Source organism: Mesorhizobium sp. M0340, from assembly GCF_040321535.1.
Lineage (GTDB): Bacteria > Pseudomonadota > Alphaproteobacteria > Rhizobiales > Rhizobiaceae > Mesorhizobium.
Genome location: NZ_JAMYRR010000003.1, coordinates 262088 through 282421 on the forward strand (window position 1 = coordinate 262088; position 20334 = coordinate 282421).

At 61.3% G+C, this 20334-nt stretch carries 19 protein-coding genes and 2 pseudogenes; 10 read left to right on the top strand and 11 right to left on the bottom strand.

Features of this window, described 5'->3' with window-relative positions; all coding sequences use genetic code 11:
• Window positions 1-128 precede the first annotated feature (128 nt).
• From NKI79_RS06010 to NKI79_RS06040, 7 genes are all read left to right on the top strand, one after another.
• Complete coding sequence (locus tag NKI79_RS06010) at window positions 129-479, top strand: hypothetical protein (protein ID WP_352506142.1); 351 nt, start codon at window positions 129-131, stop codon at window positions 477-479.
• 96 nt (window positions 480-575) lie between these two features.
• A complete protein-coding gene (gene rbfA / locus NKI79_RS06015; protein ID WP_352475973.1) occupies window positions 576-1001 on the top strand; it encodes a 30S ribosome-binding factor RbfA in 426 nt (141 codons plus the stop codon).
• Window positions 1001-1954, top strand: coding sequence for a tRNA pseudouridine(55) synthase TruB (gene truB / locus NKI79_RS06020; protein WP_352800449.1), 954 nt, complete (start codon window positions 1001-1003; stop codon window positions 1952-1954). Before rbfA ends, truB begins: the two co-directional genes overlap by 1 nt.
• Window positions 1955-2099: 145 nt before the next feature.
• The gene (gene corA / locus NKI79_RS06025) at window positions 2100-3194 is read left to right on the top strand and encodes a magnesium/cobalt transporter CorA (protein WP_352800451.1); all 1095 of its coding nucleotides are present in this window, start codon (window positions 2100-2102) and stop codon (window positions 3192-3194) included.
• Window positions 3195-3334: 140 nt separating this feature from the next.
• The gene (gene rpsO, locus NKI79_RS06030; protein WP_280940423.1) at window positions 3335-3646 is read left to right on the top strand and encodes a 30S ribosomal protein S15; all 312 of its coding nucleotides are present in this window, start codon (window positions 3335-3337) and stop codon (window positions 3644-3646) included.
• A 407-nt stretch (window positions 3647-4053) separates the two neighbouring features.
• Window positions 4054-6201, top strand: a complete 2148-nt coding sequence (gene pnp, locus NKI79_RS06035) for a polyribonucleotide nucleotidyltransferase (RefSeq protein ID WP_352702325.1) — start codon at window positions 4054-4056, stop codon at window positions 6199-6201.
• An 88-nt stretch (window positions 6202-6289) separates the two neighbouring features.
• Entirely contained in the window at window positions 6290-7303 is a 1014-nt protein-coding gene (locus NKI79_RS06040) for a class I SAM-dependent methyltransferase (RefSeq protein WP_352800453.1), read from the top strand.
• A 35-nt stretch (window positions 7304-7338) separates the two neighbouring features.
• Here the strand turns inward: NKI79_RS06040 and fabI are convergent, their stop codons facing one another.
• From fabI to fabA, 3 genes are all read right to left on the bottom strand, one after another.
• On the bottom strand, window positions 7339-8151 hold the full coding sequence (gene fabI, locus NKI79_RS06045; RefSeq protein ID WP_352475969.1) for an enoyl-ACP reductase FabI: 813 nt from the start codon (window positions 8149-8151) through the stop codon (window positions 7339-7341).
• 13 nt (window positions 8152-8164) lie between these two features.
• Complete coding sequence (gene fabB, locus NKI79_RS06050; protein WP_352800455.1) at window positions 8165-9385, bottom strand: beta-ketoacyl-ACP synthase I; 1221 nt, start codon at window positions 9383-9385, stop codon at window positions 8165-8167.
• A gap of 124 nt (window positions 9386-9509) precedes the next feature.
• Window positions 9510-10028 carry a 3-hydroxyacyl-[acyl-carrier-protein] dehydratase FabA gene (fabA, locus tag NKI79_RS06055; protein WP_352506149.1) on the bottom strand — a complete coding sequence of 173 codons (519 nt, stop codon included), beginning with the start codon at window positions 10026-10028 and terminating at the stop codon, window positions 9510-9512.
• A gap of 240 nt (window positions 10029-10268) precedes the next feature.
• On the opposite strand from fabA, the gene irrA reads away from it, so the two are divergent.
• On the top strand, window positions 10269-10700 hold the full coding sequence (gene irrA, locus NKI79_RS06060) for an iron response transcriptional regulator IrrA (RefSeq protein ID WP_023676913.1): 432 nt from the start codon (window positions 10269-10271) through the stop codon (window positions 10698-10700).
• 10 nt (window positions 10701-10710) lie between these two features.
• Window positions 10711-11070: pseudogene (locus NKI79_RS06065) on the top strand (DUF4260 domain-containing protein).
• 80 nt (window positions 11071-11150) lie between these two features.
• On the opposite strand, the gene NKI79_RS06070 reads toward NKI79_RS06065, so the two are convergent.
• The gene (locus NKI79_RS06070; RefSeq protein WP_023676915.1) at window positions 11151-11708 is read right to left on the bottom strand and encodes an SH3 domain-containing protein; all 558 of its coding nucleotides are present in this window, start codon (window positions 11706-11708) and stop codon (window positions 11151-11153) included.
• A 155-nt stretch (window positions 11709-11863) separates the two neighbouring features.
• Between NKI79_RS06070 and NKI79_RS06075 the strand changes: the two genes are divergently transcribed.
• A complete protein-coding gene (locus NKI79_RS06075; protein ID WP_254816279.1) occupies window positions 11864-12865 on the top strand; it encodes a 2-hydroxyacid dehydrogenase in 1002 nt (333 codons plus the stop codon).
• Between the two features lie 59 nt (window positions 12866-12924).
• Here NKI79_RS06075 and NKI79_RS06080 read toward each other — a convergent pair.
• The 7 genes and pseudogenes from NKI79_RS06080 to NKI79_RS06110 form a co-directional block, all read right to left on the bottom strand.
• Window positions 12925-13407 (bottom strand): annotated as a pseudogene (locus tag NKI79_RS06080) (GNAT family N-acetyltransferase); the annotation flags it as partial.
• On the bottom strand, window positions 13404-14165 hold the full coding sequence (locus NKI79_RS06085; protein ID WP_352800458.1) for a molybdopterin-synthase adenylyltransferase MoeB: 762 nt from the start codon (window positions 14163-14165) through the stop codon (window positions 13404-13406). The gene NKI79_RS06085 and the pseudogene NKI79_RS06080, both read right to left, overlap by 4 nt.
• 79 nt (window positions 14166-14244) lie before the next feature.
• Window positions 14245-15393, bottom strand: a complete 1149-nt coding sequence (recF, locus tag NKI79_RS06090) for a DNA replication/repair protein RecF (protein WP_352800460.1) — start codon at window positions 15391-15393, stop codon at window positions 14245-14247.
• A gap of 26 nt (window positions 15394-15419) precedes the next feature.
• Window positions 15420-16538, bottom strand: a complete 1119-nt coding sequence (gene dnaN, locus NKI79_RS06095) for a DNA polymerase III subunit beta (protein WP_352800462.1) — start codon at window positions 16536-16538, stop codon at window positions 15420-15422.
• A 199-nt stretch (window positions 16539-16737) separates the two neighbouring features.
• The gene (gene dnaA, locus NKI79_RS06100) at window positions 16738-18210 is read right to left on the bottom strand and encodes a chromosomal replication initiator protein DnaA (RefSeq protein ID WP_352702317.1); all 1473 of its coding nucleotides are present in this window, start codon (window positions 18208-18210) and stop codon (window positions 16738-16740) included.
• 914 nt (window positions 18211-19124) lie between these two features.
• Window positions 19125-19391 carry a 30S ribosomal protein S20 gene (gene rpsT / locus NKI79_RS06105; protein ID WP_023676922.1) on the bottom strand — a complete coding sequence of 89 codons (267 nt, stop codon included), beginning with the start codon at window positions 19389-19391 and terminating at the stop codon, window positions 19125-19127.
• A 159-nt stretch (window positions 19392-19550) separates the two neighbouring features.
• On the bottom strand, window positions 19551-20324 hold the full coding sequence (locus NKI79_RS06110) for an enoyl-CoA hydratase (RefSeq protein WP_254816283.1): 774 nt from the start codon (window positions 20322-20324) through the stop codon (window positions 19551-19553).
• Window positions 20325-20334: the final 10 nt, after the last annotated feature.

The following is a 20334-nucleotide window of genomic DNA, read 5'->3' on the forward strand; positions in this document are numbered from 1 at the left end:
CGGAGCGAAAGTCGTCTCGGCGCCCTGAGACGGTTGTTTTACTGCTTTCTCGTTGGCATTCCGCTTGTGCTTGCCACAAACTATCTCGACGGCTCCGGTGCTTTGGCCGGAGTGCGGGAGTTGTGGGCATGATGACCATTGTCACGGGTATCATGATCAATCTCGGCCCCATTCTGGCGAGGCGAGTCGAGGTTGCTCATTTCGAGCCTGAACCCACCATGATCCGAGTGGATGTCGCCGGCATCTCAAAGCGTGCCGCAGATACAGAGATCCACATCGGATGGAAATCCGTAAGCCGAGTTACTCTGACCGAATTCGGCATCGGTTTTGTGACGCAAGAGGGTGGCTGGTTTATTCCGATGAGTGCATTTGGGTCCGAGAGCGATTTGAAAGCCGAATACGACAGGATCGTTTCGTTCATGGTCTCATTACAGGCCGGCCCGGAGACAGAGCATTCAGTGCCGCGCACCTTACATTAGCTGAGGTGCAGGTTCCTTGGGGTAGCCAAGCCGGATCAACGGCGCTAAGTCAACCGTTTGAGGCGGTTCGAACCCGCACTGAGAGAAGAGATTTTCATGCCAAGACCATCAACAGCTGGCCCATCCCAGCGCATGCTGCGCGTCGGCGAGCAGGTGCGCCATGCGCTCTCCGAGACTTTGCAGCGCGGCGAAATTCTCGATCCGCTGATCGAGAATGCCGTGGTCTCGGTTTCCGAAGTGCGTATGTCGCCCGATCTGAAGATCGCCACCGCCTTCGTCTCACCGCTTGGCGCCAAGGATGCCGGCGTGGTGGTCGAAGCGCTCAACAAGCATGCGAAGTTCGTCCGCGGCCGTGTCTCCGGCGCGCTGCGGCAGATGAAGTACATGCCGGAATTCCGCTTCCGGCTCGACACCAGCTACGACAATTTCCAGAAGATCAACGAATTGCTGCACTCGCCCGAAGTGGCGCGCGATCTCAGCGCCGACGACAAAGACAAAGACGACCGGAAGGATAGCGAATAGTGGCGCGTCGCGGCAAGAAGAAGGGCCGGCCGATCTCGGGCTGGCTGGTACTGGACAAGCCGGTCGGCATGGGCTCGACCGAAGCCGTGTCCAAGATCAAATGGCTGTTCCAGGCGGAAAAGGCCGGCCACGCCGGCACGCTCGACCCGCTCGCGTCCGGCATGCTGCCGATCGCGCTCGGCGAAGCGACCAAGACCGTGCCTTACGTCCAGGACGGCGCCAAGGTCTACCGCTTCACGGTTGCCTGGGGCGAGGAGCGTTCGACCGACGACCTCGAAGGCCCGGCGACCAAAAGCTCGGGCCGCCGTCCGGCGGAAGCCGACGTGCTGGCGCTGCTTTCGAAATATACCGGCGTCATCATGCAGACGCCGCCGCAATTTTCGGCGATCAAGATCGCCGGCGAGCGCGCTTATGACCTTGCCCGCGATGGCGAAACGGTCGACATTCCGGCACGCGAGGTCGAGATCGGCCGGCTCGACCTGGTCGAGCATATGGTCGATCGCACCGTCTTCGAGGTCGAATGCGGCAAGGGCACCTATGTCCGCTCGCTGGCGCGCGACATGGGCCGCGACCTCGGCTGCTTCGGCCACATTGCCGAGCTGCGGCGGGTCGAGGTCGAGCCGTTCACGCAGGAAGATTTCGTCACCCTGGCCGAGCTGGAAGTCGCCCGCTTCGGCGAGCAGGGCGAGCCGCAAGCAGCGGACGCCCCGATCGACTTCGGTGCCATCGATGCACTCCTGGTCGACACCGCCGCGGCGCTCGAATGCCTGCCGCAGGTCGCGATCAGCGATGATGCGGCAACCAAAATCCGCCTCGGCAATCCGGTCATCATTCGCGGCCGTGACGCGCCGGTGGAAGCGGAGGAGGCCTGCGCCACCGCGCGCGGCAAGTTGGTCGCCATCGGCGCCATTGAGCAAGGCATGTTCAAGCCAAAGCGGGTCTTTATCGGGTAACAGCTGTGGCCCGGCGCATGATCTCCAAACCGGATTCTATTTTGGGAAACGATCATGCGTTAAATCAACGGGGCTACGGTGCCGTTTGCCGTCCGAAAGGATGCGCTGCGCGTAGTGCCGTTCGACGCTGCACTCGAGGGGGCACATGGCAAAGGCTGACACGGTCAACAAACGAGCGGCGCTCAAAACACGGAGGCCGCCGGTCGGGGCTTCGCCGGGCACGCTGATCGCCGACCCGGCGGCGCGCCGCTCCGAGCTCAGGCTGACGTTGATCTCGCCTGAAAAGTTCAAGACGATCGAGAATGCCAGCATCGACGACGTCAACACCCATTGCCACAATTGGCCGGTCATCTGGCTCGACTGCACAGGCCTCGCCAATATCCAGCTGATCGAGGAGATCGGCCGGATTTTCAACCTGCATCCGCTGGCGCTGGAAGACGTCGTCAACACCGGTCAGCGGCCGAAGGTGGATTTCTTCGAGGACCACGCCTTTGTCGTCGTCAGGATGATCGACGACGTCACCGCGCACCGTTACGAACAGATCGCCGTCTTCTTCGGCAAGAATTTCGTCGTCACCTTCCAGGAGCGCGAAGGCGACCCATTCGACCCCGTGCGCAAGCGGATCGCAAGCTCGGTGCCCAACCGCTTGCGCTCGCGCGGCGCCGACTATCTCGCCTATGCTTTGATCGACGCCATCGTCGACAGCTATTTCCCGCCGATCGAGGCTGCTGGCGAATTGGTCGATAGCATCGAGGACCAGATGCTGCACCAGGCGCACAAGCACCAGATGCGGCAGCTTCACGAATTGCGGCGCGATGCCAATGTGCTGAAGGGCGTGCTTTGGCCGATGCGCGATGCGCTGGCGACCATGATCCGCAACGACGTGCCCTATGTGAAGGCCGAAACCAAGATATTCCTGAACGACACGCTCGATCATTCGCTGCGATTGATCGAACTGGTCGAAACCCAGCGCGACATGCTGACCGGCCTGATCGAGATGCACTTGTCGCTCAGCCAGGCGCGCACCAACGACGTCATCAGCTATCTGACGATCGTCTCGGTGATCTTCATGCCGCTTACCTTTCTCGTCGGCGTATGGGGCATGAATTTCGACCCCGACACCTCGCCCTGGAATATGCCGGAGCTGAAGGCCTATTACGGCTATCCCCTGTCGCTCGCCTTCATGGCGCTTGTTGCGGTCGGGCTCTTTGCGTACTTCAAATGGAAGAAATGGCTCTGACTAGGCGGAAGTGCCCGTTTATGCAGCGAAAAGCCGGCTTGTGAATTAGGCTGGCCTTTTTGTCGGAATTGCACTATATGCGCCGCAGCTTCGCGCTTTGACGCGTTGCTTGCACCGGCCCCTGCTGGACGACATCCCGGCTGAGGGCGTCCCGTTTCCTCAAACAGACAAGGAAAAACACGATGTCGATTACTGCCGAACGCAAGAAGGAATTGATGGGCGAATTCGCAACCGCCAAGGGCGATACCGGGTCTCCGGAAGTTCAGGTGGCCATCCTTTCCGAGCGCATCAAGAACCTGACCGATCATTTCAAGGACCACAAGAAGGATAACCATTCCCGCCGTGGTCTGCTCGCTCTCGTTTCCCAGCGCCGCAGCCTGCTTGATTATCTCAAGCGCAAGGACGACGCGCGCTATCAGACGCTGATCGAGAAGCTCGGTCTGCGCCGTTGACGAATTGACCGGCGGGTTCTTTCGAGAGCCCGCCGGTCGCGCATTGGAGCATCGGATCATCCAAGGCTCCAATGAAGAAAGCAGAGCGCCGCGCACCGGTTTGGCTGCGCAAAGGACGCTCTGAAGTTTTAGATTTGCGCAGGATACTTTCCGAAAACCTGGTTTTCGGGTTCACGCGCAAGGCCAGTCGGATCGATTGGCCAACCCGGTTTCGAAACAGCAGAGGGCCATTCGAAACCGCCCATGGACGGTCATGGGGCAGGATTGCAGGACGCTCGTGCGGCACCGCGCCGAATAGCCGAGCTTCCCGTTGTCTTGCCCGTGGCTGCCCGAGAAAGGAAGCCAAGGGAAAGGGCATCCGCGCACGCTGAAACGGCGCGGCCCTTTCCGCATACGAAGGACAAGACATGTTCAATTACCACAAAGTGGAAATCGAATGGGGCGGCCGCCCGCTCATTCTCGAAACCGGCAAGATCGCGCGTCAGGCTGATGGCGCGGTGCTGGCTACCTACGGCGAAACCAAGGTTCTCGCCACCGTCGTCTCGATGAAGGAGCCGAAACCCGGCCTCGATTTCTTCCCGCTGACGGTCAACTACCAGGAAAAGACTTACGCCGCCGGCAAGATCCCGGGTGGCTATTTCAAGCGGGAAGGCCGTCCGAGCGAGAAGGAAACGCTGGTTTCCCGCCTGATCGACCGCCCGATCCGCCCGCTCTTCGCCGAAGGCTACAAGAACGACACCCAGATCGTCGTCACTGTCGTCCAGCACGATCTCGAAAATGATCCGGACATCCTGTCGATCGTCGCCACCTCCGCCGCCCTGACCTTGTCCGGCGTGCCGTTCATGGGTCCGGTCGGCGCCGCCCGCGTCGGGTACATCAACGGCGAATATGTGCTCAACCCGCACGTCGACGAGATGCAAGAATCGAAGCTCGACCTGGTCGTCGCCGGCACCGCCGACGCCGTGCTGATGGTCGAGTCCGAAGCCAAGGAACTCGGCGAGGACCTTATGCTGGGCGCCGTCATGTTCGGCCACAGGGGCTTCCAGCCGGTGATCGACGCGATCATCAAGCTGGCTGAAGTCGCGGCCAAGGACCCGCGCGACTTCACCGCCCCGGACTATTCCGCACTTGAAGCCGAGATGCTCAAGATCGTCGAAGGCGAGCTTCGCGACGCCTACAAGATCACCGACAAGCAGAAGCGCTATGCCGCCGTCGACGCCGTCAAGGCGAAGGTCAAGGCAGCGTTCGCGCCGGCAGAAGGCGAAGAGGCCAAATACACGTCCGAACAGATCGGCACCGTGTTCAAGGAGCTCCAGGCCAAGGTCGTGCGCTGGAACATCCTCGACACCGGCTCGCGCATCGACGGCCGCGACCTGAAGACGGTCCGCAAGATCGTCTCGGAAGTCGGCGTCCTGCCGCGCACGCACGGCTCGGCGCTGTTCACTCGCGGCGAGACCCAGGCACTGGTCGTCGCCACGCTCGGCACCGGCGAGGACGAACAGTATGTCGATTCGCTGACCGGCATGTACAAGGAGAAGTTCCTCCTGCACTACAACTTCCCTCCCTATTCGGTCGGTGAAACCGGCCGCATGGGTTCGCCAGGCCGCCGCGAAATCGGTCATGGCAAGCTCGCCTGGCGCGCCATCCGGCCGATGCTGCCGACCGCCGACCAGTTCCCCTATACGTTGCGCGTCGTTTCGGAGATCACCGAGTCCAACGGTTCGTCATCGATGGCTACCGTCTGCGGCACCTCGCTGGCGCTGATGGATGCCGGCGTGCCGCTGGCCAAGCCGGTCGCCGGTATTGCAATGGGCCTGATCAAGGAAGGCGAGCGCTTCGCCGTGCTCTCCGACATTCTTGGCGACGAGGACCACCTCGGCGACATGGACTTCAAGGTTGCCGGCACCGCCTACGGCATCACCTCGCTGCAAATGGACATCAAGATCGAGGGCATCACCGAGGAGATCATGAAGATCGCCCTCGACCAGGCCAAGGAAGGCCGTCAGCACATTCTTGGCGAAATGGCCCATGCCCTGTCCGGCGCGCGTGCCGAGCTCGGCGAGTTCGCACCGCGCATCGAGGTCATGCACATTCCGACCGACAAGATCCGCGATGTGATAGGCTCGGGCGGCAAGGTCATTCGCGAAATCGTCGAAAAGACCGGTGCCAAGATCAACATTGAGGATGACGGCACGGTCAAGATCGCTTCGGCCAACGCCAAGGAGATCGAGGCAGCGAAGAAGTGGATCCACACCATCGTCGCTGAGCCGGAAGTCGGTGAGATCTACGAAGGCACGGTCGTCAAGACCGCCGACTTCGGCGCTTTCGTCAACTTCTTCGGCCCGCGGGACGGTCTCGTCCACATCTCGCAGCTCGCCAATGATCGTGTCGCCAAGACCTCCGATGTCGTCAAGGAAGGCGACAAGGTCTGGGTCAAGCTGATGGGCTTCGACGAGCGCGGCAAGGTCCGCCTGTCGATGAAGGTCGTCGACCAGGCCACCGGCAAGGAAATCGCTCGCGACAAAAAGAGCGAAGGCGAAGAAAACGCCGCCTAAGCTGATCTAACTATGCAATCGAAGCGGGCGCGCCGGAAGGTCGCGCCCGTTTGCATTCAACAACAGCCTTGCAGTTCAAGAGTGGTGAATGTCCGCCGAGCCGCTGAAGACGCTTTTCCATCCATTCGAGGCGGGGGCTGTGTCCCTGCCACGAAAGGATGAATGCATTCTCTTTCTCGGTGCCGAGCCCGGCTTTCGCTTACCCGAAGGCTTTGATGCCAAGCTTCATCTCGTCCAAGGCTTCAGGCCGCATTTTCGTGCCTTGCAGGCATCCGGCTTCACTGTCACGCCGCAGGTCGAAGGCGAGGCTTTCGACGCGGCATTTGTGCTCGCCGGCCGCCATCGCGGCCAAAACGAGTTGCGCGTCGCCGAAGCGGTCGAACGCGTGGCACCAGGGGGGTTGATCGTCGTCGCCGGCGGCAAGGACGATGGCGTCGCCAGCCTGCGCAAGCATGTCGGCGCCCTTGTGCCGCTCGAAGGCCACCTGCCGAAGCATCACGGCATTGCCTTCTGGTTTCGCCGGCCGGCCGATACCGTTGCCGCGGCAACGCTTCGAGCCGCCAATCCGGATTTGGTGGTCGAGGACCGCTTCCGCACGGCCCCAGGCATGTTTTCCTTCGACAAGATCGATGCGGGATCGAAGCTGCTGGTCGAAAATCTGCCCAACGATCTGCGTGGCAGTGTTGCGGATTTCTGTGCCGGTTGGGGCTATGTCGCTGCCGAGGTCGCCGCCCGCTCACCCGGCATATCGGCGCTTGAGCTTTACGAAGCGGATTTCGAGGCGCTGGAGGCGGCCAAAACCAATGTCGGCAACACAGGCGTGGAGCCACGTTTCTTCTGGACAGATCTTTTGAGCGAACCGGTCGAGCGCCGCTACAATGTGGTCGTCATGAACCCGCCCTTTCACCGCAGCCGGGCGACTGAGCCGGAAATCGGTGCCGGTATGATCCGCGCGGCAGGCAAAGCGCTGAAGCCGGGCGGCCGGTTGTTCATGGTGGCAAACCGTCAGCTTCCCTACGAACCGGTGCTGGCGGCCGCCTTCTCCAGCCATGCGGAGCTCGCCCGCGACGGCATGTTCACGGTCTTCTCGGCGCGACGCTGACACGCTGCGGGCAAGCCGGCGACGCGTCGCTCGCGCTATTCCCGTCCGGCGTCAGTCTGCTTCAACTCGTCAAGCGTCGGCATGGACACGATGTGATAGCCGGAATCGACATAATGGATTTCGCCGGTGACGCCGGAGGACAGGTCGGACAGCAAATAGAGCGCGGAGCCGCCGACTTCGTCGATCGTCACCGTACGGCGTAGCGGTGAGTTGCGCTGCTGGTAGGAGAACATGTGGCGTGCGTCGGAAATCCCGGCGCCCGCAAGCGTCCGTACCGGTCCCGCCGATATGCCGTTCACCCTGATGCCGCGCGGCCCGTAGTCGTTGGCTAGATAACGGACGCTGGCCTCCAGCCCGGCCTTGGCAACACCCATGACGTTGTAGTTCGGCATGACGCGAACCGAACCCGCATAAGTCAGCGTGATCATCGAGCCGCCGTCCTTCATCAACGTGGCGGCGTGGCGGGCAACCTCGGTGAAGGAATAGCAGGAGATCACCATGGTGCGGATGAAATTGTCGCGGCTGGTGTCGGCGTAGAGGCCTTTCAGCTCGTTCTTGTCGGAAAAACCGATGGCGTGGACGATGAAGTCCAGCCCACCCCATGCCTTGCCCAACGTCTCGAAAGTTGCGGCGACCGATGCGCTGTCCTCGACGTCGCAAGGCACCACCAGCGATGCGCCCAGCTTCTCGGCGAGCGGCTTGACCCGGCGTCCGAAGGCGTCGCCCTGATAGGTGAAGGCGAGTTCCGCGCCATGTTCGGAGAGTTTGCGGGCGATACCCCAGGCAATGGAATGATCGTTGGCGACACCCATGACAAGCCCGCGCTTGCCGTTCATCAATCCGTCCATGGTCGGCAAATCCTTATGCGGAATAGCGCTGGAAAATCAGCGTAGCGTTGGTGCCACCGAAACCGAACGAATTGGACAAAACAGTGTCGATCCTTGCGCCGTCGATGCGCTTGCGCACGATCGGCATGCCTTCGAATTCCGGATCGAGGTTCTCGATGTGGGCGCTCTCGCCGATGAAGCCGCCTTGCATCATCAGGATCGAGTAGATCGATTCCTGCACGCCGGCCGCACCTAGCGAATGGCCGGTCAGCGATTTCGTCGATGTGATGAAAGGCATGTTGTCGCCGAACACCTCGCGGATGGCGCCCATTTCCTTGGCGTCGCCGACCGGCGTCGAGGTGCCGTGCGTATTGATGTAGTCGACTGGTGAAGTGACGGTCGCCATTGCCTGTCGCATGCAGCGTGCCGCGCCTTCGCCCGATGGCGCCACCATGTCGTAGCCGTCCGATGTGGCGCCATAGCCGACGATCTCGGCATAGATCTTGGCGCCGCGCGCTTTTGCGTGCTCGAGCTCTTCAAGAATCAGCACGCCGGCGCCGCCGGCAATGACGAATCCGTCGCGATCGACGTCGTAGGCGCGGGAGGCGACCGATGCCCTGTCGTTGAACTTGGACGACATGGCGCCCATGGCATCGAAGAGATCCGACATCGTCCAGTCGAGATCCTCATGGCCGCCGGCGAACACGATGTCCTGCTTGCCCCACTGGATCAGCTCGTAGCCATTGCCGATGCAATGCGCTGACGTCGAGCAGGCCGATGAGATGGAATAGTTGACGCCGTGGATCTTGAACCAGGTGGCAAGCGTCGCGGATGCGGTCGACGACATCGCTTTTGGCACCGCGAACGGGCCGATCCGCTTGGGGCTGCCGTTTTTGATCGTGGTCTCGGCCGCCTCGACGATTGCACGGGTCGACGGTCCGCCGGAGCCCATCACGATGCCGGTGCGCTCGTTGGTGATGTCGGTCTCGTCGAGGCCGGCATCTGCGATCGCCTGGTCCATTGCGACGTGGTTCCAGGCAGCACCCTGCGACAGGAAGCGCATGGCGCGACGGTCGATCATGCCCGACGGATCCAGTGTCGGCGCACCCCACACCCGGCAACGGAAGCCATGCTCGGCGAAAGAGTCGGAGAAGCTGATGCCGGATCTGGCATCGTGCAGCGAGGTCTGCACCTCGTTGGCATTATTGCCTATCGACGACACGATGCCGAGACCTGTGACTACGACCCGTCTCATTCGCAACTCCTTCCAGCGCGGACCTCCGAAACCTGAAATCGATTTGCGGAACGGAACTATGCGCAAAATTAAAGTGCTACAGCGTCCTTTGGACGTCCAAGACGTGGCACTGTAGGGTCTTCGTTCAGACGGCGGCCGATTGCTTGGAAAGACCGACCTTCAGATCCGTTGCCGCATATATGGGCTCGCCATCTGCCTTCAGCCAGCCATCGGCGATACCAAGCACAAGCCGACCGCGCATCACCCGCTTGAAGTCGACGCCATACTCCACCTTCTTGACCGTTGGCGTGACCATGCCTTTGAACCTCACCTCCCCGGTCGACAGCGCCATTCCCTTGCCGGGTTCACCGAGCCATCCGAGATAGAACCCCGTCAACTGCCACATGGCGTCCAGGCCCAGGCATCCCGGCATGATCGGATTGCCAATGAAATGGCAGGCGAAAAACCACAAATCCGGCTTGATATCGAACTCCGCGCGGATGAAACCCTTGTCGAACGCACCGCCAGTTTCGCTGATCTCGGTGATGCGGTCGAACATCAGCATCGGCGGATAGGGCAGCTGCGCATTTCCCGGTCCGAACAGCTCGCCGCGGGCGCAGGCAAGCAATTCCTCGTAACCGTAGCTGGATTTCGAACCCGCCATCAATCTCGTCCCCGTGATCGTCCCGGGCGAAAGGCGCCCTTGTCGGTGGTTTCCTAACACAATCTGTTTCAGGCCGGAAACCGGCGTTTGCGCTTAACCTGCCCGTCTGCCCGGGTCAATGCGCGCTATTGATCGCATTCGGTCGACAGAATATATGTCAGGACACGTCCAGTTTCGGCAGATGCTCAATTTCTGCCATTTTGGACGTGTCTGAGGCGCAACTGTGAGCGCGACGGATAGATGGATCTGGGTTGCCGGAAGGATAATGTCGCTGTGGACAAGCGGGTTCGCGAGGCCGGTCTGAGGCCGACACGCCAGCGCATCGCGCTGGCCGATCTGCTTTTCGCCAAGGGCGACCGCCATCTTTCGGCCGAGGAACTGCACGAGGAGGCGCTTGCCGCCGGCGTGCCGGTGTCTCTGGCCACCGTCTACAATGCTCTGCACCAGTTTACCCAGGCCGGTCTTCTGCGCATCCTTGCCGTCGAGGGATCGAAGACTTATTTCGACACCAACACCTCCGATCACCATCATTTCTATATCGAGGGCGAAAACAGGATCTTCGATATAGACAGCGGCCCGGTGACGGTTTCCAACCTGCCGGAACCGCCGGAAGGCATGGAGATCGCCAATGTCGATATCGTGGTGAGACTGCGTCCGAAACGCTGCGACTGACCGGCGCCTTATGAAATTCCTGGATTTGACGCTCCGGCTTTGAATGGGTCGCCGTCGCGGTGGCGGCTCTTGTTTTCTATGCGATCGCTGGTGTTTCCTGGTGGTTATTTGCCGTGCTCATTCTGGCGCCCGACCTGTCGATGCTGGGCTACATGGCCGGGCCGCGCGTCGGGGCCGTCGCCTACAACGCCTTGCACATAATGATCTTGCCCGTTCTGCTGGCGCTTGTCGGAAACGTCTTTGACAATGCAATGGCGATGGCTGTTGCGCTGATCTGGATCGCCCACATCGCCGTTGATCGCGCTCTGGGATATGGCTGAAGCTGTCGAGCAGCTTCCAGGATACCCATCTCGGCCGCATCGGCCGCTAAACTATCGCCGAACCGAAGATCAGCGAAACAAGTGCCGGATCCGGTGCTTGCCGTGCTGGCCCGACCTGCGGTCCAGAACGTCAGTTCTTGACCTTTTCGCCGGGATAGGCACCCCAGACGAGCGACTGCGCGAGCCAGCCGGTATGACCGTCGAAGGTCATTTCGCACCACTGGCCATCGCAGGACTTGATCGTGCCCATCACACCCGGTTCGAGGATCGCGATGACGCCAGCATCTTTTGCCGGGTCGTCTAGGAGGTTGACGCGAGCGTCCTTGCCACGCTGCCAGGGGGCGACGATCGCCGTGCGGCGGCCCGAAAGCAGCGACTGATTGATCCAGCCTTCCGAGCCGTCGGCATCGCGCACACGGCGCCACGTATCGAACTCCTGGATGATCTCCATCGGCAGGCCTGGCTTCATATACATCCAGTCGACGGAATAATTGACGCCCGGCCCAACACGCGAGTTGACGCGGCCGGATTTCAGGCTGACGAAGCGCGGCAGCGGCAAGCCGCTTGGTCCGAGCGTGACGCTCTGGGCGGGTGCCGCGGCACTTTGCGCCATCACCAGTGGGCTATGGATGAGGGCTCCGAGGAATGCTGCACTGAGGGTCAGGCGGAGCGACGCGAAACCAGACACTTTCGTTCCTTTCGGCGCCGGCCCATCGGCCTTCGCCCCTTTTTCTTTGTCTTCGGCGGAACCGCTTGTTACATGAATGACCGGTACCGCGATCGGCTCTCAGTTTCGCCGTTCTTGGTTAAAGAGGTCTCAACGAGATCGGGTTCGAGGAAACAATGGCAGGCAAAAAGAAGCCCCTCGTCATCATCACGCGCAAATTGCCCGACCCGGTCGAGACCCGCATGCGCGAGTTGTTCGACGCCCGCTTGAATGTCGAGGACAGGCCGATGACGCAGCCGGAATTGGTGGCGGCGGTCAAGGAGGCCGACGTGCTGGTGCCGACCGTGACCGACAATATCGATGCGGCGCTGATTGCCCAGGCTGGCGACAACCTCAAGCTGATCGCCAATTTTGGCAATGGCGTTGACAAGATCGATGTTGCGGCAGCGGCCAAGAAAGGCATCACCGTCACCAACACGCCGAACGTGTTGACCGAAGATACGGCCGACATGACCATGGCGCTAATGCTGGCCGTGCCGCGGCGGCTGGCCGAAGGCGCCAACGTGCTGACCGGCGACAAGAAATGGGCGGGCTGGTCGCCGACTTGGATGCTCGGCCGGCGCATCTGGGGCAAACGGCTCGGCATTGTCGGCATGGGTCGCATCGGCACCGCCGTCGCCAGGCGCGCCAAGGCCTTTGGCCTCTCGATCCACTACCACAACCGCCACCGCGTGCTTCCGGCAATCGAGGACGAGTTGGAAGCGACATATTGGGAAAGCCTCGACCAGATGCTCGCCCGCATGGACATTATCTCGGTCAATTGCCCATCGACACCGGCAACCTTCCACCTGCTTTCGGCGCGGCGGCTGGCGCTTCTGCAACCGTCAGCTTACATAGTCAACACCGCGCGCGGCGATATCATCGATGAGGAATCGCTGGTCAAGCTCATCCATGACGGCAAGATCGCCGGCGCCGGTCTCGACGTCTACGAGCACGAGCCGGCGCTGAACAGCAAGTTGCTGAAGCTTGCCCACAAAGGCAAGGTCGTGCTGTTGCCGCATATGGGCTCGGCGACCCTCGAAGGCCGTATCGACATGGGCGAGAAGGTAATCATCAACATCCGCGCCTTCTTCGACGGTCATCGCCCGCCCGACCGCGTGCTGCCGCTGAGGGCGTGACCGGCATGGTCTTGCCGCAGCAACCGCGCGTTCGTCTTTGGATAGCGTTTGCCTACGGGAAGCATCTTGCGCATGGTGATTGAGGTCGGCCGGTCGTAGCCCTTGTGCGCCGTCCGTTCGGTTTCACGAAAACCGAGGCGGGCAAAGGCTGCGTGATTTCCGGTCAGCTCGATCCGGGTCTGGAGCTCTATGGCGGTCCTGTTGTGGCTGCGGGCAAGATCTTCGACGGCCTGCAGCAGCTGTTTTCCAATGCCTTGTCCCTGAAGAACCGGCTCGACCGCGAGCTTTCCAATATAGAAGTCGTGTGCGCGCTTCAGGACGAAGACGCAACCGACGATCTCGTTTTCCTTCAGCGCCAGGAATGCTGTCTCCTCCTGCGCTCTAGCCCTGAGATTTTCGACGGTGACCTGATGCGCCGAGGACGGCGGGTCAATAACCCCGTCCATGAAGGCGAAGGCGCGCATGATCAGAGCCAGGACCTCGTCCCAACGGTTAAAATCGGCCGCAAGCTGCACAATGAAGACCTCGGCAGGCTGGCTCACGGGCTGGTTCGCTTGTAGCGGATCGTGTCGAAGCGTGCGGCCAGCGCATCGTAGAGCAGCAGTCGCCCGACCAGCGGCTCCCCAATCCCGGTGATCAGCTTGATCGCTTCCATTGCTTGCAGCGTGCCGATGACCCCCGTGAGCGCGCCGACAATGCCGGCCACCGCGCAGGACGGCACCAGTCCCGGCGGCGGTGCTTCGGGAAAAAGATCGCGGTAGCTTGGGTTCAACTTGCCGTCCGGGCCGGTCTCGAAAGGCTTCAATACGGTGACCGAGCCGTCGAAGCGGCCAACGGCGGCATGCACGAGCGGCCGGCTTTCGGCGGCGCAGGCGTCGGCCACTGCGTAGCGTGTTTCGAAATTGTCGGAGCCGTCAACGACGATGTCATAATGGGCGATGAGAGCAGGGGCGGTGTCTGCGGTCAGCCTGAAATTGTGCGCTTCCACGACGACGTTTGGATTGATGCGGATGATCGCAGCCTTGGCACTGTCGGTTTTTGCCATGCCGACCATGTCCGTGCCGTGAATCACTTGTCGTTGCAGGTTGGAAAGGGAGACGCTGTCGTCATCGACGATACCGAGCGCGCCAACGCCCGCAGCGGCGAGATATTCGAGCACCGGCGCACCCAATCCGCCGGCGCCGATGACCAGCACCCGCGCCCGCTTTAGCCGCTGCTGGCCGGCGCCGCCGATTTCGGGCAGCACTATGTGGCGGGCGTAGCGTTCGAGCTCTTCGTCGGTAAGGGCGGCTGTGATCATCCCCGGGACCATATAACGGAGGAAAAAACTTGTCAGGCATCAATGCGTGCCGCTCAGAAGTGTGCGCCATGGCCGAAGTTCAAATGGTCGGCCTGACCTTACCGTGATCCACGGTCAGGAACTGCGCTCGTCCCTTGAGGCTGTCAAACAACGCGGCATCGGTCCCGGTCATGAAAGCCTGGCAGTTCAGTTCCTCCAGGATCGAGAACAAGGCCGCCCGTCTACCGCCGTCGAGATGGGCGGCAATCTCGTCGAGCAGCAGGATCGGCGTCATGCCCGATATTTCGCCGGTTAGCCGCGCATGCGATAAGACGATGCCGACCAGCAGCGCCTTCTGCTCGCCGGTCGAACAGAGCTCGGCTGGCATCGCTTTGGGCCGGTGGCGCACCACGAGGTCGGTACGGTGCGGGCCGTCGAGCGTGCGCCCGGCGGTGCGGTCGCGGTCGCGCCCCTGGGCAAGCGCGCGACGGAACCGTTCCTCTACGTCGACGGCCGGTAAAATACCGATTTCGCCTTCCAGTTCGCCCGAGATGCCGATGTCGGCTTGCGGAAACGGTCCGTCGCCGGGCAGCCGGTCGATCATGGCGGCGAGCAGGCGCACCAGTTCGGCACGCGCAGCGGCAATTGCCACGCCGGTCTCGGCCATTTGCATCTCGATCGCATCGAACCACGCACTGTCGCGCGAACCGTCGGCGAGCAGCCTGTTGCGGCCGCGCATTGCCTTTTCGTAGTCAAGCGCGCGCTGGCCGTGGCCAGGATCGATCGCAAGCACCAGCCGATCGAGGAAGCGCCGACGATCGGCCGCCGGCCCGGGGAACAGGCCGTCCATAGCCGGTGTCAACCAGACCACGCGCAGCCATTCCAGCATGTCTTCGGCCGAGCGTGCCGCCGCGCCGTTGATCCGCACTCGCCGGCCGCCTTCGCCGTCGCTGCCCGCTATTCCGGTACCGATCTCGACCTGGCCTTCCGGCCCGTCAAGCCGGGCATGCAGCGCAAAGCCACCGTCGCCGCCTTCGCGCGCCACCTCGGCATAGGGTGCGCGGCGCAGGCCGCGGCCAGGCGTGAGCAGCGAGATCGCTTCAAGCAGATTGGTTTTTCCGGCGCCATTGTCGCCGGAGAAAACCACGGCGCCGGGATCAAGGTCGATTGCCAACGCCGCATAGTTGCGGAAATTCGTAAGTGTGAGCTTACTTATGTAGGTCTGCTGCGGTTTTGCAGATTTGGTCACGACAGCAAGATGGCCCTGTTCGGGCCCTACACCCGCATCGGCATCAGCACGTAGAGCGCGGTCTCGTCGGCCATGTCGTGGATCAGCGTCGGGGAACCGGCATCCGCCAGCATGAACTTCGCCTCGGTGCCGGTCAGTTGCGCGGCAACGTCGAGCAGGTATTTGGCGTTGAAGCCGATCTCGATCGGATCAGACGAATAGTCGGCCGCCAGTTCCTCGGTGGCACTGCCCGAATCCGGGTTGTTGACCGCAAGCGTGACCTGTCCTTCGGCGATCGAAAGCTTCACCGCCCGGCCGCGTTCGGACGAAATGGTCGAAACGCGATCGACGGCAGCGGCGAAACTCTGGCGATCGATAATCAGCTTCTTGTCGTTGCCGGTCGGAATGACGCGCTGGTAGTCCGGGAAAGTGCCGTCGATCAGCTTGGAGGTCAAGATAACGCTGCCGATGGTGAAACGGATCTTGGTGTCGGACAACTCGGTGGTGACTGCAACATCGGGATCGTCGACCAGCTTTTGCAACTCGCTGACCGTCTTTCGCGGGATGATGACGCCAGGCATACCCTCAGAGCCTGCCGGCGCATCGATCTCGGCGCGCGCCAGTCGGTGGCCGTCGGTCGCGACAGAGCGCAGCTTCAGCTTGCCGCCGGTCTCGTGCGTGTGCAGATAAATGCCGTTCAGATAATAGCGCGTCTCCTCGGTCGAGATGGCAAACTGGGTCTTTTCGATGAGGCTCTTTAGTCCGACGGAATCGAGCCGGAAAATATGCGAGAACGACCCGGCTGAAAGTTCGGGAAAGTCGGACTGCGGCAGACACTGCAGGCGGAAGCTCGAGCGCCCCGACGTCACCGTCATGGCGTTGCCGTCTTCGTCGGTCTTCAGCGCCACCTCCGCGCCGTCGGCAAGCTTGCGCACGATGTCGTAGAGCAGATGCGCCGGGACCGTTGTCGCCCCGCCGCGTTCGACCTTTGCCGGCGTCGCTTCGGTCACCTCCAGGTCGAGGTCGGTCGCCTTCATTTCAAGGCTGGCCCCCTCGGCGCTGAGCAGCACGTTCGACAGGATCGGAATGGTGTTGCGCCGCTCGACCACGCGGTGAACATGGTTGAGAGACTTCAGGAGATTTGACCGTTCCAGGATAACACGCATGACGAAACAGGCTCGCTTGAATGAATGAACGGGTCTCCGGCAAGCGGCGCCCCGCGAAAGGTCTGAACAGGCTCAGAATCTGCGTAAACTGACAGGAAAAACCCGGCAAACGCAAGCCCGCGCCACCGGTTCGGACCGGCTGCGCGGGCTTTCTGGGGATAAAAAGGCCGAAGTTCGCGAGCCGGCGTTTTTCGGGCCATCAGGCCTGGTCGTTGATCAGCCTTCTCAGCAATTCGAGTTCCTGCGCCAGTGTGTTGTCGGCACCGGAAAGATCCTCGATTTTGCGCACCGCATGCAGCACGGTCGTATGGTCGCGGCCGCCGAACCGCCGCCCGATCTCCGGGAGCGAGCGCGGCGTCAACACCTTCGACAGATACATAGCGACCTGCCGCGGCTTGACGATGGTGCGTGTGCGCCGGTTGGACAGCAGTTCGGTCTTCGACACGTTGTAGTGGCGCGCGACGATGCGCTGGATGTCCTCGATACGCACCCGCTTCGGTTCACCCGAACGATAGATGTGGCCGAGGATCTCGTCGATGCGGTCAATGGTGATCTGCGGTTCGAAGGATTGGCGAAACAAAAGCTGGTTGAAGGCACCTTCGAGCTCGCGCCCGCTGCCGGTCACCGTGCGGGCGACGTGGTTGAGTATCTCTTCGGAAATATCCAGCGACGCATCGTCGAGCTTGGCGGTGGCAAGCCTGAGCTTGAGCATACCGATACGCATTGCGAAATCCGGGGCCGACATTTCCAGCGCGACGCCGCCGTTGAGGCGCGAGCGGACGCGTGGCTCCAGCGACTCCAATTCGGACGGCGGCCGGTCGGCAGCGACCACCACCTGCTTGGCGCTGTCGAGCAGCATGTTGATCAAATGGCAGAATTCGTGCTGGATCGACTTGCCCTGCAGGAACTGCATGTCGTCGATGATGAGGAGGTCGATGTCGCGCAGCTGTTCTTTCAGCGTCAGTGCGTTGTTGTCGCGGATCGCGGTGGCGAACCGCCACATGAAATACTCAGCCGTAAGATAGACGACCCGCGATTTCGGATTCTGCTTCAGCGATTCTGCGGCGATCGCCTGCAACAGATGCGTTTTGCCCAGCCCGACCGTCGCGTGAAGAAAGAGCGGATTGAAACGCACCGCGCTCGACTGCGATTCCGCGACCGCCTTGGCGGCGGCAAAAGCCACTCGGTTCGATGGTCCTTCGATGAAGGAGGTGAAAGTGTAGCGTGGATCGAGCGGCGAACCGAGAACATTGTGCCGGAACTCGGTTTCTGCCGGCATCCCCGGGCGGGTTGCCGGGACCCGTTCGACCCTGCTGGGGCTCGCCGTGCCCGCAGAGAGCGCGGTTTGCGTCTGCCTGGTCATCTTGCGCGCCGGCGCCACTTCTGGCTCGACGCTGTTGCGGCCCTGCCGTGTGGCGGTGCGAACCACGATCTCGATCTTGAGGATCTCCGGATCCTCGTGCTTCCACAACTCGGTGATGAGATCGAGATAGTGGCCGTTGATCCATGAACGCAGGAATGCGGTTGGCACTGAGATGCGGACAATGCCCTTAGAGGATTCAGCGACCTTCATGCGCCCGAACCAGCTCGAATAGACCTCGGTTCCCAGACGCGCCTTCAACTGGGCCTTGACCCGATCGAACTTCTGTTCAGCTTCATTGGAAGCCGCCATGTCGTTCCTTCCGACTAACGTTCCAGGAAATGGGAGGTCGCCTGTAAGCTCCCTTTCGATGCCGCCGCTCTGCATGATCGAGTTCCTTGTCTCTTGTACCTGTTTTCCGCCGGGGATGCGCCTCCTGCATCCATGTTTCCGGCGACCGTGTCTTCGCTGCGACACCATCGCCGCCGCCGGCTGATGAATCGCCTCGTTGTCGGTCCGGCGCCGAAGCGCCGATCCGCTTTGGTCATGTCAGGGCAACAAAATGCCGTCCGGCGAAAAACCGCCGGCGCACCGTCGACCTGCCATGTACAATTACGCCAGTCCCCTACCGTATCGAAAAGACAAACCAACCCCGTCCGCGGAGTTGAATCCGCGCTGTAAACTCTGCCAATTTGAGCTGGCCGGTTTCAGGCTGGTCAAGGGCCAAGGGCCCATCCCTTCGATGGACAGACATTACCGAAATCGCTGTGGATAGGGCAAGGCCACCCCTAACGGATTTTTAAGGAATCTGACTAGCAAGGGACGTTTCGAACGCCATGCTGCAATAGTTGATTTTGACAAAGCCATTGTGATTCAAACCCTTTTCCGGCGAATATGAAAAAGGCCACACAACGCGAAATTTTCTGAAATAATTCACTTGACAGCCAATTGTCGCCTATCGGCCGCAGCTGATGTGAACAAGCTGTGGATCACCATCGGTAAGCTTCTGAAAGGAAACGGTAATCCGTGACGCTCGGAAATTTTCGTATTGGCGGTTTCGGAGGCTCCGAATATGAGCGGGCATGTATATGCCGGCAAAGCATTTCGAACTTTGAAATGCTCGCGGAGCGCCATTGTGCGGGCTTTCTTTTAAGTACTTGCCGGCAAACGAAAAAACCCGGCGCGATTGGCCGGGTTTGAAGTAGCGCAGTTCAGGAATGGATATATCAGGCTGACAGCACCTTGACCCGTTGGGCCAACCGCGACACCTTGCGCGATGCCGTGTTCTTGTGCACCACGCCCTTGGTCGCGGCGCGCATCAGTTCCGGCTCGGCCACCTTGAAGGCAGCCTGTGCGGCCGCCTTGTCGCCAGCCGCGAGCGCCTCTTCGACCTGGCGGATGTAGGTTCGGACGCGGGAGCGGCGGTTCTTGTTGATCGCTGCGCGACGGGCGATCTTGCGCGTTGCCTTTTTGGCCGAGGAGGTATTGGCCATGGTGCCTCTCTTCTGATCTGGTGGGCGCTTGCGGGATACCGCGGGGCGCAAAAAACAAACGGGCAGCCACAGGGCCGCCTCGGTTGTTGCGGCTTATAGTTCAGCTTTTCCGGCACGTCAACGCTGCAGTGTTTTCTTTTTGACCGGTGCCTCGTCATCTCACCGGTTCGTGAAATTCGGCTTCCGCTTGCCGGTGAAGGCCGCCATGCCTTCCTTCTGGTCATCCAGCGCAAACAGCGAATGAAACAGCCGGCGCTCGAACCGCAGACCCTCGGTGAGCGTCGTCTCATAGGCGCGGTTGACGGCCTCCTTCGCCATCATCACCGACGGCAAGGAAAAATCGGCGATCTTCGCTGCTGCCTTAAGTGCTTCCTCGATCAACTCGCCGGCTGGCACGACGCGCGAGACAAGACCGGAACGCTCGGCCTCGGCTGCGTCCATCATTCGTCCCGTCAGGCACATATCCATTGCCTTCGACTTGCCGACAAAGCGGGTCAGGCGCTGCGATCCGCCCATGCCGGGCATGACGCCCAGCGTGATCTCGGGTTGGCCAAACTTGGCGGTGTCGGCGGCGATGATGAAGTCGCACATCATCGCCAGTTCGCAGCCGCCCCCCAGCGCATAGCCCGCCACCGCCGCGATGATCGGCTTTCGTGCCCGCGTAAATTCTTCCCAGCCGACGAAGAAATCCTGCACATAAGCATCCACGTAGGAGATCGACTGCATTTCCTTGATATCGGCACCTGCCGCGAAAGCCTTCTCCGAACCAGTGATGACCATGGCGCCAATGTCGGCATTGGCGCCCATGCTGTTCACCGAGGCGACCAGTTCCGCCAGCACTTGTGAATTCAGCGCGTTGAGCGCCTGCGGCCGGTTCAGCGTAATCAGCCCGACCTTGCCGCGGGTTTCGACGATGATGGTTTCATAGCCCATGCTTTGCTCC

Bases quoted from the DNA above. Each gene is read 5' to 3' on its own strand.
- NKI79_RS06010 (WP_352506142.1), top strand. From the start codon at position 129: ATGATGACCATTGTCACGGGTATCATGATCAATCTCGGCCCCATTCTG.
- NKI79_RS06040 (WP_352800453.1), top strand. From the start codon at position 6,290: ATGTCCGCCGAGCCGCTGAAGACGCTTTTCCATCCATTCGAGGCGGGG.
- dnaN (WP_352800462.1), bottom strand. From the start codon at position 16,538: ATGCGTGTTATCCTGGAACGGTCAAATCTCCTGAAGTCTCTCAACCAT.
- irrA (WP_023676913.1), top strand. From the start codon at position 10,269: ATGGATCTGGGTTGCCGGAAGGATAATGTCGCTGTGGACAAGCGGGTT.
- fabA (WP_352506149.1), bottom strand. From the start codon at position 10,028: ATGGCGGGTTCGAAATCCAGCTACGGTTACGAGGAATTGCTTGCCTGC.
- NKI79_RS06085 (WP_352800458.1), bottom strand. From the start codon at position 14,165: ATGATCACAGCCGCCCTTACCGACGAAGAGCTCGAACGCTACGCCCGC.
- NKI79_RS06110 (WP_254816283.1), bottom strand. From the start codon at position 20,324: ATGGGCTATGAAACCATCATCGTCGAAACCCGCGGCAAGGTCGGGCTG.
- rpsT (WP_023676922.1), bottom strand. From the start codon at position 19,391: ATGGCCAATACCTCCTCGGCCAAAAAGGCAACGCGCAAGATCGCCCGT.
- fabB (WP_352800455.1), bottom strand. From the start codon at position 9,385: ATGAGACGGGTCGTAGTCACAGGTCTCGGCATCGTGTCGTCGATAGGC.
- rbfA (WP_352475973.1), top strand. From the start codon at position 576: ATGCCAAGACCATCAACAGCTGGCCCATCCCAGCGCATGCTGCGCGTC.
- NKI79_RS06075 (WP_254816279.1), top strand. From the start codon at position 11,864: ATGGCAGGCAAAAAGAAGCCCCTCGTCATCATCACGCGCAAATTGCCC.
- fabI (WP_352475969.1), bottom strand. From the start codon at position 8,151: ATGGACGGATTGATGAACGGCAAGCGCGGGCTTGTCATGGGTGTCGCC.
- pnp (WP_352702325.1), top strand. From the start codon at position 4,054: ATGTTCAATTACCACAAAGTGGAAATCGAATGGGGCGGCCGCCCGCTC.
- dnaA (WP_352702317.1), bottom strand. From the start codon at position 18,210: ATGGCGGCTTCCAATGAAGCTGAACAGAAGTTCGATCGGGTCAAGGCC.
- corA (WP_352800451.1), top strand. From the start codon at position 2,100: ATGGCAAAGGCTGACACGGTCAACAAACGAGCGGCGCTCAAAACACGG.